The following is a 12,476-nucleotide window of genomic DNA, read 5'->3' as shown; positions in this document are numbered from 1 at the left end:
AGGGGGGCGCCTCGGCCCCCCTTTTTTTGTGATCAGGCCGTTTTAGTTGACGGCCACATTCTTGGCCAGGGTGTCCTGGACGCCCTTGGAGTTCATGAACACGCCGGTGACGGTGATGACCGGATCGGTGGTGGTATTGGCGCTGGTCGCGTCGAGGTAGACGGCGCCGCTGACCGTGCCGACTGCCGTGGCGATGTAGGCCGGGCCAGAACCATAGGGGTTCTTGGCGGTGTTGAAGTTGGTCTTGGCCATGACGGCGGTGATGGCATCCACGGCCTTGGTCTGGTTCATACCCGCCGTGCCGTCATAGAGGGTGGTGGGCAGGCCGGTCTTGCGCTCGGACGGGGCATCGCTCAGCTCGCCGAGGGTGGAGGTGAGGTCGGCGATGACGGAGGTGGTGTTGTCCTTGGTGGCCTGCATGCGGGCGCGCTCACGCTGGCCGAGGAGGGCGGGCACCGCGATGGCGGAGATGATGCCGATGATGGCGAGCACCAACAGCAGTTCGATGAGGGTGAAGCCGGACTGTTTTTTCATGAGGTGCTCCTTGGTGGCGATGGCCGCTGATGTTTTATCAAGTCCCATGCCAGGTCCAGGATGATGCGAAAGCCTGCTCCTGGCCCGGGTAATTTCCGAAGATTAAAAAAAGGGGGCCGTGGCCCCCTTTTTGCCGATTTTCAAACCAGCCTAGTTGACGGCCACGGTCTTGGCCAGGGTGTCCTGGACGCCCTTGGAGTTCATGAACACGCCGGTGACGGTGATGACCGGATCGGTGGTGGTATTGGCAGTGGTCGCATCGAGGTAGACGGCGCCGCTGACGGTACCCTTCGCCGTGGCGATGTAGGCCGGGCCGGAGCCATAGGGGTTCTTGGCGGTGTTGAAGTTGGTCTTGGCCATGACGGCGGTGATGGCGTCGGTGGCCTTGGTCTGGTTCATGCCCGCCGTGCCGTCATAGAGGGTGGTGGGCAGGCCGGTCTTGCGCTCGGACGGGGGATCGCTCAGCTCGCCGAGGGTGGAGGTGAGGTCGGCGATGACGGAAGTGGTGTTGTCCTTGGTGGCCTGCATGCGGGCGCGCTCACGCTGGCCGAGGAGGGCGGGCACCGCGATGGCGGAGATGATGCCGATGATGGCGAGCACCAACAGCAGTTCGATGAGGGTGAAGCCGGACTGTTTTTGCATGATGCGCTCCAGGATGGCGATGGCCAGAGACATTTTATCAAGTCCCATGCCAGGTTAAGGGGATGCCAACAAGGTGCCTCGACCCAGGTTTGGATGCAAGAGGTAAAGCCTGGAAATCCTCCCGGACCTTGAGGGGTCCATCACAGAGAACCCGCGTCAGGCTAGACACCCAGGTCCAGGGGCGACGGATTGCGTCAGGCCCATGGCCCAATCGCGACCATGGGGTCTTCCTCTGGACGAGGCCTCAGCCTGGGGTCTTTTCCGATTCCTGCAAGGACCGGCGCACGAAGAAGGCGCATTGGGCCAGCATCAGGACAAGGGCGGGCCAGCAGACCCAGGAGCTTCCGGGGAACCCTGTGGGGCCCACGGCGAGGGCGGCCGCCTCGAGCCAGAGCAGGGGAACCGCCCACCGCTCGCCAATGAGGGAGGCCCACTGGTGGTGGAGATGGTTGCGGTCTCCGGCTCCGAGCGGGCGGCCCCGGAGGAATCGAATCGTGATGACCAGCGCCATGTCCAGGATCGGATAGGCGAATACCCAAAGGGCCAGCGAAGGAAATTCGAAGGCTCTGGTCCGAAGCGCCAGCAACCCGAGGAGGCCCCCGAGAAAATAGGCGCCGCAGTCCCCCAGGAAATGAATGGCTTTGGGCCAGTTCAGGAGGAAGGTGGCCAGCAGGGCGCCAAGGAGAAAGGGGGTGCCCGTGAAGCCCCGTCCCACCAGGAGGAAGGAAGCGATGAGCAGAGCCAAGCCGGTGGCAAGACCATCCATGCCATCGATGAGATTGAATGATTGAGGGATCGCCCAGAACCAGAGCACCAGGAGCGGAAGGGTCAGGTACGGTGGGTTCGTCGGAATGGACAGGCGCATCAGCATCGCCACAGGGCGATCCAGGGCGAAGGCGTAGGCCACTGGGATGGCCAGGGTGAAGGCAAGCCCGAGACCCGCCAGGGCCTTGATCCGTGGGCTCAGGGAATGGCGGTCGTCGAGGGCGCCCATCAGGGCGAGTCCGTGGAGGCAGATCCATTCGCTTCCTGCGATGGGCAACTGGAGCCACCCGAGCGCATGCCCAAGGGTCAAGGCCGCCCAGAGGGCTACGCCTCCCGTTCGGGGCCTGGGATGTCCATGGAGCTTTCGTCCATCGGGTACATCCATCCACCCCTGAGGTCCCAGGATGCGAAGTGCGAAATAAGATGCGAGCCCGGCCGAAAGCAGTCCTCCCAGGAATCGAGCGAGGCGAGGGTCGAATGGCATGGGTGGCTGCACCGTAGGCTGGGAAAACGATCAAGGCTACTATGGCCAGGCACAGCCTAAGGGAACACTTTGCCTCAACCCCCGCGCATCGCCTTGTTCGCCAACACCGAATGGTATCTCTACAATTTCCGATTGCCCTTGGCAAAACGCCTTCAGGTCGAGCTGGGGGCAGAAGTGTGGGTGATCTGCCCTGACGGTCCCTATCGCCCGAGGCTGGAAGCGGAGGGGTTCCATTGGATCTCCGCCGAGGTCGACCGGCGGGGATTGAACCCTGTCCGCGACCTGACGGCAGCCGCGCGGTTGGCGCGAGACCTGCGGAAGGTCCGACTGGACCTGCTCCACAACTTCACGCTCAAATCCATCCTGATCGGAACCTTGGCCGCCCGACGCGCCGGAACGCCGCGAATCGTCAACGCCGTGACGGGCCTCGGGAGCATGTTCAGTTCGAGCCATTGGGGACGCTACCGGCTTCCCCGCACCCTGCTGGAGGCGTTCCTCCGATGGACCTTCCGGAACCCGGGCACAAGGACGATCTTCCAGAATCCGAGCGACCTCGCGCAGGTCGCCACGCACGCCGGTCATCAGGATCGGTGTCGGTTGATCGCAGGGTCGGGCATCGACACGGACCGGTTCCATCCTTCAGACCGCCCGTCGACCCCCCCCAGGCTGATCCTGGCTTCCCGCTTGCTCAAGGACAAGGGGATCGGTGATTTCTGTGAGGCGGCCAGCATCGTGCATCAAAGCTGCCCCGAGGTCGTGTTCCAGGTGGCGGGAGAGATCGACGAGGGCAACCCCGGATCCTTCTCCCCCCTCGAATTGGAAGCACTGAAATGCCGGTTCCCGATGGTCCAATTCCTGGGTCACCGGGACGACATGCCGGACCTGTACCGGCAGGCTACCCTCGCGGTCCTGCCCTCCCATTACCGCGAAGGTGTCCCGAGAAGCCTCCTGGAGGCAGCGGCCTCGGGCTTGCCTCTCGTGGCGGTCGACGGCGAAGGGATCCGGGACATCGTCCGGCACGGGAGCAATGGCCGTCTGGTTCCGCCGAAAGACGGCGGCGCTCTGGCCGAAGCCCTGCTGGAACTGCTGGTGGATCCCAGCACCCGGGAGGCCTATGGCCGGGAGAGCCGGAGGCTGGTGGTGGAGGGGTTCGACCAGAGGCGGGTCCTGGATGCCACCTTCGCCGTCTATCAGGAGCTGGGCTTCCCGCCCCGCTCTGATGCCCCAGAAAGGATGCGTGTCGAGCCATGAAGATTCTGGTCACCGGGGGGGCGGGATTCATCGGATCCCATGTGGTGGAAGCCCTCTTGAAGCGGGGCGATGAAGTCACCGTCGTGGACGACTTCAACGATTATTACGATCCGGCCATCAAGCGGCGAAATCTGGCGGGCGTGCTGGACCACCCCTCCTTCCGCCTGGTCGAGGGGGACATCCGGGATCGAGCCCTCATCGAGACGCTGCTCCAGGGCGAATTCGAAGTGGTGGTCCACCTGGCGGCACGGGCGGGCGTGCGCCCCAGCCTGAAGGACCCGGTGCTCTATGAAACGGTGAATGTGATCGGCCTCCTGAATCTTCTTGAGGGCGCCGTCCAATTCGGGAAACCCCGATTCGTGTTCGCCTCCTCCTCATCGGTGTACGGCCTCAGCCCAAGGCTCCCGTGGCGCGAGGACGACCCCGTGGACTGTCCCATCTCCCCCTATGCCGTCACCAAGCGGATGGGTGAGCTTCTCTGCTACAACTACAACCACATCCACGGTCTGGACACGGTTGCCCTGCGCTTCTTCACGGTCTATGGGCCTCGCCAGCGGCCAGACATGGCCATCGCGAAGTTCACCCGGGCCATTCTCCAGGGGGACCCCATCACGGTCTTCGGAGATGGAAGCGCGATCCGGGACTTCACCTATGTGGGAGACATCGTCGACGGAGTCCTGGCCGCGGTGGAGCGACGATTTGGGTTCGAGATCATCAACCTTGGCGGGGCCCAGTCCATCACGGTTTTGGAACTGATCCAAGCGGTCTCGCGCACCGTCGGGCGCGAAGCCAAGCTCATCTTCCAGGCCCCTTTCCCCGGGGATGTCCCGGCGACCCTGGCGGACAGCGCCAAAGCTCAGCGACTATTGGGCCTCTCCCCGAAAACCTCGATTGATCAGGGACTCCAACGGTATCTGGAGTGGCTGGTTCCATGATTGGGAGGAGGGGGAGATGAAGCTTCGCGTCCTCCATCTGATCACCGGCCTCACTCGCGGAGGCGCCGAGTCCATGCTGGTGCGCCTGCTGGGGGCCATGGACCGGGAGGCATTCGATCCACGGGTGCTGTGCCTGGGTGCCGAAGCGCCTTTGGCTGCGGAACTGAGGGAACAGGGAGTGCCCACCCTTTGCCTGGGGCTTGGGCGGGGAGCGCCTGGCTTGTGGCGCCTCCCAGGCTTCTGCTTGCGCGGGGCACCCTGGCAGCCCCACATCATCCAGGGGTGGATGTACCACGGGAACCTCGCCGCCTACCTGGCTGCACGCTTCATACCTGGTCAGGCGCCGCTGCTATGGAATATCCGAGTGGGAATCGACACCATGGCCACCTATCGCCCCATGACGCGGGCACTCATCCACCTGGGCGCCAGGCTTTCCGCCGCCGCGGATGTCGTGCTCTACAACGCCCACTCGGCGCGGAGGCAGCACGAGGCCATCGGGTACCGGGAGGACCGTAGTCGTTGGATTCCGAACGGTTTCGCGCTCGACCGTTTCCATCCAGATCCCTCGGCCCGAGCCCAGGTCAGAAAGGAGCTGGGCCTGGAACCGGAAGCCCGGCTGATTGGGCAATTCGCACGATTCCATCCTGAAAAGAACCATCGGATGTTTCTGGATGCCTTGCGGCGGCTGCCACCCGAGGTGCACGGTGTGTTTGCCGGGCAGGGCGTCCATCAGGGCCAGCCAGAACTGAATTCCGCACTGCGCGACCCGGCGTTGGCGGGGCGCGTGCATCTGCTCGGGGAACGCACCGATCTGCCGCGCCTGACCGCGGCCCTGGATATCGCGGTTTCCCCATCCTGGAACGAGGGCTTCTCCAACGCTCTCGGCGAGGCCTTGGCCTGCGGCGTGCCCTGTGTCGCGACCCATGTGGGTGATTCCGCGGCCCTGGTCGGGGCCGCGGGCCGGATCATCCCGGCTGGTGACACGGCCGCGTTGGCGGAAGCAGTGCACTCGCTCCTCTCCCTTTCTGCTGAGCAGCGGATTCAGCTGGGGGAACTGGGGCGCGTGAAGATGGAAACGGAATTCAGCATCCGATCGGTGGCCCTTCAATATCAATCGCTATACCAATCCCTGGTGCGATAGTTGCTGCAGGCGAGGAGATCCCTCCGGACATGAACCGCGACCTTCCCGAGGACTCTGCGCCTCGTTCCGATTGCCCTCGGTCCCCCGACCTGGAAATGCCCCGGGCCACTGCCGCGGGTCAGGTGACGGTGCGTGAGGATGCGCCGATCCGCTCCCTGACGCGAGCCATGGTGAAGGGCGTTGGAGTCATGGTGACCACCGGGGTCATCGCGCGCCTTTTCAGCCTGCTCTCTGCCCCGATTCTGACCCGGCTCGTAGGTCCTTCGCCCTATGGCATTCTCGCCCTGATCGGTACCGTATCCTCCCTCGCCGCCTCGGTGGCCTTGGTGGGCATCGACCTCGCCTATGCACGGTATTTCTTCGCCGGACGCGGTGATCAGCCGTCCGCGGTGGAGAGCTTCTGCTGGCGCTTCGCCCTTGGTCTGGGCCTCCTTTTTGCGGTGGCGGCGGGCATCGGTTGGTGGCGCCTGATTCCCTCGGCCTCGGCTCACCGGGACCTGGCCCTCATGGCCAGTCTGACGACCCTGGTCGCCGTGACGAGCGTCATGGCCACGACCCGTCAGCGGATTCGGGGAGCCTATGCCCGGATCGCCATGGCCACCCTGGCCGGGACCGGGGTGGGGATCCTGGTCTCTCTCCTGCTGGCCAGGTTCTGGCGCCCGGATTCCTGGGCCATGCTCTCCGGCACCCTGGCTGGATCCATCCTGTCTCTGGGGATTCTGGGACTTCCCCGGGTCAAGTTCCTGCTTCAGAAGTCCAACCTGGATTCCGGGCAACGAAGAGGGCTTCTCGGACTTGGAATGGCCAGCATGGCGACCACTCCGATGTTCTGGGTCATCAGCTCGGCGGATCGCTGGTTCCTGGGCCTCTGGGTGGGGGCAGGCGGGGTGGGGGTGTACGCCTTCGCCGCGAGCCTCGGGCTCTCGGGAATGATGATCAACAGCGCCATCACCACAGCCTGGTTCCCGGAAGTGAGCCGGGAATTCGAGCATTCCGGCGAGTGCGCTCCCCTCAACATCGCCCGGCTCTGGGCCCGGCTGGCGGGTCTCCACCTGGTGACCTGGCTGGCTGTGACCGCTGCGGGCGGAGATGTTGTCCGATGGCTCGCGGATTCGAGATTCCACGGAGGTGCAAACCTCATTCCCTGGATTGCAGGAGGCGTCTTCTTCAGTGGCATCGCCGACCTAGCTAACACGGGGTTGTTCTTGAAGAAGGATCTCAAACCCACGGCCCTCTGGTGGGCCGCGGGGGCCACCTTCAATGTGGCGGCCAACGCCCTGGTGATCCGATCCTTCGGGTCCATGGGGGCGGTCATCGTCAATTGCCTCACCTTCGCCATCATTGCAGGAGGAATGGTCTGGTCGGCCCAGTCGAGGCTCTATCTCCCTCTGCCCTGGGGTCGTCTGGGCGTTGCCGCGCTGGCCGCGTTGGTGGCCGGGAGCTTCCTGGCCCCGCCATGGAGCGAGTCTGCGTGGAGGAGTCTGCTCCTCAAATTCCCCGTCGGAGCCCTCACGGGAGGGCTCTTGGGGTGGGTGCTGGCCCCGGATTGGATGCGGCGAATCTTCTTGATCCAGCGTTCACCTTCCTCTGTCTGAATCCGCTCTGGAACTGGCTCCCCCCGGGCCCTCTCGCTAGGCTTTGTCCCATGCCATACACTCGCGTCCCATGAATCCTCCTGAACCCAGGGCATCCCTCCGCCTGAGGGCCGTTGCGGTGCTGGACCGGGCCGCGACAGGCCTTTACGACCGAATCTGCGGCGTCCATCCCGCCGTCTACCCCTGGCATTGGCAATGGATGGCCGTGCGCGACCTTCACCGGGACCTTCGGACCAGTCTCTCCGCTGTGACTGGGCGGGTCTTGGATGTCGGTTGCGGGAACAAGCCCTACCTCACCTGGTTCAAGTCGGTTCCTCCCTCATCCATTGTGGGGATCGACATCGAGCCTGGGCCCGGCGTCGATGTGGTCATCGGGGAAGGTCAACCCTGGCCTTTTCCGGCGGCATCGTTCGACATGGTGCTGTGCACCCAGGTGCTGGAGCACGCCTCAGATGTGGATTTCGTCATGGCGGAAATCCACCGGGTCCTGGCCCCCGGCGGGCAAGTGGTGATCACGGTCCCCTTTATCTACTACGAGCATGGAGCACCCAGGGACTTCAGGCGCTTTTCCAGGCATGAAACGACGCGACTTCTTCCGGGGTCGTATGACATTCTCCGGAACGACACCCAGGGGGGATTGGGAAGCACGCTGAGCGTCCTCTTGTTGGCCTGGCTTCGGACCATGTGGGACCGAAGATCTCCGACCCGGATGTTGAAAATACCACTGCTTCCACTGTGGCTGATCGTGACCGCCTTGTTGAACGGGATGGCCGTGGCCATCGATTTCCTGGACCGGACTGCTTCCTTCTACAGCAATGTGATTCTGGTTGCTCGGAAACGAGCGTCCGATCAATGAATTCCGGACTGGGAGAGGGCGCGCACCCGGGCTGCGTTGGGTCACCCAGTGACCTCAGCCTTGAGGTCCTTCCGGGTTCGCAAGCCTCTGGCGCGGGTCGACTGCGTGACTGAAGTGAGGGATCAGCTCCTTCGCTTGAGATCGATGAGCGCGAACAGTCCCAAGCGCTCAAGGGCGAGGCGTCGCTCTAGGGTCCGGCAGCTCCGATAGCTCCAGCCAGGCGCGCCGATGGGCCTGGAAACGCCGCCCGAAAGAAGATAGGCGAAGGGCATCATGGGCTGGATGGTATCGATGCTCATTTTAGGGAAGGTCTCTTCAAACCTGGCCCGATCCCGACGGAACAGGATCCAGGGCAGGGCGTTGTTGGCGCTGCTGAGAGGGCCCGTGAAAGGGAATTTCCAGGTCGCCCCGGGGTCGAAGGGCTCGTTGTGCAGGTGACGGTAGATCTGCTGGGACCAGACTGTGTTCCACGGCTCGACCATGACCACATGGCCGCCTGGCCGGAGGCAGCGGACGGCCTCAGCTATGAATTGGGCGACATCCGGAATGTGGTGGAGGACATTCGTCATCACAATGGCCCCCAATCGACCTTCCTTGAAGGGGAGACGGCAGGCATCCGCCGAGAGGGAGAGGCCCGGAACTCTGATCAGATCACTCTGGATGACCCCGGCCCGGAACTCCGATAGGAAGCCGCCTCCGGATCCCAATTCAAGCACCGGGTCGAGGCCTTGGATCCGTGCGGCCAGGAGGGAGTACCACTCGAGGTAGAGGCATCGCAGGAAGGGTTTGCTCTGCAGCAAGCGGCGCCGGAGGAGGGTCGTGCGGGGATCATCCACACCCATTCCGGCATCCCGGCGAAAGGTCTCCCGGAGCCGCCCTGGAAGTGCGCTCATAGGAACTTGATCTTCCGGGCACCGAAAACGACCATCTTCAGCAGCAGCCACCCGTGTCGCCAGCGCTGGATGTTGGTTTCGCCGTACCGGCGCATCCGATAACGCACGGGGACCTCCATGAATTTCAAATTGAGCCTCGCCGCCCCGAAGAGCAGGTCGAAGTCGCCGAAGGGATCGAAGTCGCCGAAATGGGATCGATTCCGGGCGATCTGACGGTAATCCCGCATCCAGAGCACCTTGGTTCCGCACAGCGTGTCGCGGATGGGTTGGCCCAGCAACCAGCTGAAGACCCACGAGAAAAATTTGTTGCCCACCAGGTTGGCGAAGCGCATGGCGCGGTCCTCCATGGGATAGACCAGCCGGACGCCATTGACGAACTCGGCCTTGCCCGAGGCGAGGGCTTCGTAGAACCGTGGGAGGTCTTCCGGTGGTACGGTGATGTCCGCATCGAGAATCATGAGGATGTCGCCCTTAGCCTCTGAAAAGCCAAGGCGCACGGCATCTCCCTTCCCGCGACCTCCCTGTTTCAGCAGTCGGCAACTGCGCTCCGGGTGAGCGTGAATCGCCCTCTGAATCACCTCGTAGGTATCGTCGGTGGAGTTTCCTTCCACGAAAAGAATCTCAGTGGCCGAACCCATGTCGGGAATCCGGGAAAGCAGTTCCTCGATATGCCCGGATTCATTTCGTGCGGCGATGACCACGGTGACCGAAGGCTCCTGCGTCTCCGGTGGCAAGAGCGGCCGGGCGACCAGGAAGTTGGTCATGGCCAGCCAGGAGAAGGGGAGGATCTTCGAAAGATAGCGGTTGGCAAAACCGGACAGAAGCGGAATCCAAACGGGAACGCAGACCTCTTCCCATCCTCGCAGGGGCTCGAACCCCGCCAGTTCCAGAAGGTTGTTCAGGTCCTTCCGGGTCAGCCAATTCTGGGGAAGCGTTGGTTGGGCCAAGCCCAGAGACTGGGCCACTCGCAGAGGGCCACTCCACAAGTGGCTGAAGTAATTGAACACGAGACGCGTCTGGGGCCCGCACAAGGGGCGGATTCGCGCGAGCGCCGCCTGCACATCCCAGAGGTCGTTGACGACATCCGACAAGACGATGAAATCGAAAACCTGCCCTTCGAGCCCAAGTTCGTGGACATCGGCCACGATGAAGTCGAGGTCCGGATGATCGGCTCGGGCCAGGTCGATCGCCCGAGTGGACAGGTCGATTCCGACCCCGTGGGAAGGTGACAGGGCGGCCAGCAGATTGCCGCGACCACACCCGATTTCAAGGATGCGGCTGCCCGGAGGGATAAGTTCCCGATAAACGGAGAGGAGCCTATGGCGATAGTAGCGGCCTAGACTGGCTCGCGACCTTCCTGCTACGCCATCCCAGTGAGCGCTTCGCGCCGTCCGGTAAGTCTCGGATTCAAGAGAAGGAAGAAGAGGCATCAGATCCTCATGGCAGCGAGGAGGGCTTGACGGAGCCGAGTGGACGAGAATCTGGACCACTCGACATCCACTCGCCGGATTCCTGAAGCACGACGATTCTGGTGTCATGGCCCGCCGAGTCGGGCCATGCATTCCCGGTGGCGAGAAGCAGCGTGGCGTTTTCCCGAGGAATCGACTTCAGGAATGAGCGGGCGCCTTCGGGCGAGATCCTGGGATGGGCATTTTCAAGAAGTTGATTGAGCGGAATGGGAGGGAGTCGCTTCTCCTGAATCAGCCATTTCCAGGATCTCCACCTTTCCTGGTTTGGAATCGAGTTCAAGGAATCGGGGAATTTCACGCTCGAGCCGATGCGAAGGGTGGAACCCGGGATGGCGGACAACCGTCTGATTCCCGTGGATGCCCCAGACATGTGCGGCAAGGAGACCAAGAGGAGAAGGCCTGAATTGGCCACCAACATTCCCCAGAAGGCCGTGGCGGAATTGAACGAGGGGTAAGTTGGCTCGTGGCTGGGTTCCAACCATGCACCTGCCGAAGCCAACCAGCAGAGGGCAGGAATGGTGGCCGCATAAATTCTCATGTAGTCGGAATCCCAGGACGGAGCAAAGGGAACGGAGAGGATGATTCCGGCGAGGTAAGCCAACAGAAGGGAGAACGGAACCGTGGAATGGGGCTGCTGCCATGTGAACAAGCCCCGGAGGGCAAGCAAGGCGAGAAGTCGGCTTCCGAGCGAAATGGGTGCAAATGGATGGGGGGAGTCCACGAAGCTGAAGGCCTGCGGAAGAAAGCTCACCCACGCCCTTAAGGCCCCCTTGATCAGAGAAAAGGGGTGGGCTCCGATCTGAGCCAAGACCAGCTGAAACACGGAAATGGCTTGCTGTTGGGGTTCGACCGCGCCCAACTCCGGGTGTTGAGCCAGAGCCAGTTGCCAATTCCCCCCATGAACAAGCCCATAGAGCGTGAAGGAGGCGTTCGAAAAGGCCAAGCCCGGCCGACCTCCGGACAGAATCAGGACGCCATAGTTCACACAGAAGGACAAGACGATGGCGGTACATCCCATCCCGAGGAGCGGCCAAGAAACCCGGTGATTTTGCTTCGCGAAATATCGACCTCCCCAGACCAAGAGGGACGGCAGGACGAAAAAGGCCCCGGCTCGCGCATTCAAAGCGAGGCCTGTCGTGAAGAGCCCGAGGGCAAACAACCGGATCGAGCGGTCGTGAACCGCCTCCAAGATGGCCAGGAATCCGAACGCACCCAACAGCAGCCCGAGGTGTTCCGTGGTGGTGGTTCCGATGAAGCGGCGAAAGAACAACCACAGGAGCATTCCGAATACGGAGGCGCTGAAGGTATTTCGGATCCTCTTCAGCAGGCCCCAAGTGACACATCCTATGGAACAAGAGACGAGAAGTGTCTGAAGCCACAGTGCCCAGCGCAGGTTGTTTCCTGTGATCTTCAATAGACCCGCGAGGAAGGCTGCGTACAGAGGGCGTCTGGAAGAGAAAGCCGTGATTGGTTCACCGGCCAGGATCCGCTGGGCGTCACTGAAATAGCCGGCAGCATCGGAATAGGGGAAGAGGCCCGCCAGGGTGAATCCATCGGAAAGGCCACTATGCCAAAGGGCCAGAAGGGTGACGGTGCCTAGACCAGCGAACCCCACCGTCAATCCAGGGAGGATCCAGGGGCGCGGCAGGCGCGTAGCCAGGAGGCATCCGCAGAGGGCGATCAGGCCGGAACTTGCCCAGTGCCATTTGAGGTCGGCCCCTAGCACCGGCATGTAGGCGCAAAAAAGGAGGAGGGCCAATCCTGCAAACACTCCTCGGTGAAGGGCCCCGTCAGCTCGGGCCTGGCGGAGCCGTGATGAGACTTTGACCAGAAAATGCCTTCCTGGGACGCCCATGGACTTCAACAAATGGCCGCCTCGTGAATTCGATCGATGGGTGAAGGAAAATCTGG

Annotated in this window: 11 protein-coding genes; 5 read left to right on the top strand and 6 right to left on the bottom strand. The window is 62.7% G+C overall.

Features of this window, described 5'->3' with window-relative positions:
- Positions 1-42: 42 nt before the first annotated feature.
- The 3 genes from QUD34_RS11190 to QUD34_RS11180 all read right to left on the bottom strand — a co-directional run bounded on the left by QUD34_RS11190 (position 43) and on the right by QUD34_RS11180 (position 2,218).
- The gene (locus tag QUD34_RS11190) at positions 43-582 is read right to left on the bottom strand and encodes a type II secretion system protein (protein ID WP_286353787.1); all 540 of its coding nucleotides are present in this window, start codon (positions 580-582) and stop codon (positions 43-45) included.
- Positions 583-684: 102 nt separating this feature from the next.
- Positions 685-1,209 carry a type II secretion system protein gene (locus QUD34_RS11185; RefSeq protein ID WP_286353786.1) on the bottom strand — a complete coding sequence of 175 codons (525 nt, stop codon included), beginning with the start codon at positions 1,207-1,209 and terminating at the stop codon, positions 685-687.
- A 211-nt stretch (positions 1,210-1,420) separates the two neighbouring features.
- On the bottom strand, positions 1,421-2,218 hold the full coding sequence (locus QUD34_RS11180) for an MraY family glycosyltransferase (protein WP_286353785.1): 798 nt from the start codon (positions 2,216-2,218) through the stop codon (positions 1,421-1,423).
- Positions 2,219-2,494: 276 nt separating this feature from the next.
- On the opposite strand from QUD34_RS11180, the gene QUD34_RS11175 reads away from it, so the two are divergent.
- The 5 genes from QUD34_RS11175 (at position 2,495) to QUD34_RS11155 (ending at position 8,203) form a co-directional block, all read left to right on the top strand.
- The gene (locus QUD34_RS11175; RefSeq protein ID WP_309568506.1) at positions 2,495-3,676 is read left to right on the top strand and encodes a glycosyltransferase family 4 protein; all 1,182 of its coding nucleotides are present in this window, start codon (positions 2,495-2,497) and stop codon (positions 3,674-3,676) included.
- The gene (locus QUD34_RS11170; protein WP_286353784.1) at positions 3,673-4,611 is read left to right on the top strand and encodes an NAD-dependent epimerase/dehydratase family protein; all 939 of its coding nucleotides are present in this window, start codon (positions 3,673-3,675) and stop codon (positions 4,609-4,611) included. The genes QUD34_RS11175 and QUD34_RS11170 overlap by 4 nt, the downstream gene beginning before the upstream one ends.
- Positions 4,612-4,627: 16 nt before the next feature.
- Positions 4,628-5,752, top strand: a complete 1,125-nt coding sequence (locus tag QUD34_RS11165) for a glycosyltransferase (protein WP_286353783.1) — start codon at positions 4,628-4,630, stop codon at positions 5,750-5,752.
- 95 nt (positions 5,753-5,847) lie between these two features.
- Entirely contained in the window at positions 5,848-7,347 is a 1,500-nt protein-coding gene (locus QUD34_RS11160; RefSeq protein ID WP_286353782.1) for a lipopolysaccharide biosynthesis protein, read from the top strand.
- 70 nt (positions 7,348-7,417) lie between these two features.
- Positions 7,418-8,203, top strand: a complete 786-nt coding sequence (locus tag QUD34_RS11155; RefSeq protein ID WP_309568505.1) for a class I SAM-dependent methyltransferase — start codon at positions 7,418-7,420, stop codon at positions 8,201-8,203.
- A 122-nt stretch (positions 8,204-8,325) separates the two neighbouring features.
- Here the strand turns inward: QUD34_RS11155 and QUD34_RS11150 are convergent, their stop codons facing one another.
- The 3 genes from QUD34_RS11150 to QUD34_RS11140 are packed head-to-tail and all read right to left on the bottom strand — an operon-like array spanning position 8,326 to position 12,324.
- Positions 8,326-9,045 carry a class I SAM-dependent methyltransferase gene (locus tag QUD34_RS11150; RefSeq protein ID WP_375379978.1) on the bottom strand — a complete coding sequence of 240 codons (720 nt, stop codon included), beginning with the start codon at positions 9,043-9,045 and terminating at the stop codon, positions 8,326-8,328.
- A gap of 47 nt (positions 9,046-9,092) precedes the next feature.
- A complete protein-coding gene (locus QUD34_RS11145; RefSeq protein ID WP_286353780.1) occupies positions 9,093-10,526 on the bottom strand; it encodes a glycosyltransferase in 1,434 nt (477 codons plus the stop codon).
- A 7-nt stretch (positions 10,527-10,533) separates the two neighbouring features.
- Positions 10,534-12,324: a glycosyltransferase family protein gene (locus QUD34_RS11140; protein ID WP_286353779.1), complete on the bottom strand. Its 1,791-nt coding sequence runs from the start codon at positions 12,322-12,324 to the stop codon at positions 10,534-10,536.
- Positions 12,325-12,476 lie beyond the last annotated feature (152 nt).

This window comes from Geothrix oryzae (assembly GCF_030295385.1).
Lineage (GTDB): Bacteria > Acidobacteriota > Holophagae > Holophagales > Holophagaceae > Geothrix > Geothrix oryzae.
The sequence above is the reverse complement of the archived record's forward strand: the minus strand, read 5'-3'. Positions and strand labels throughout refer to the sequence as shown.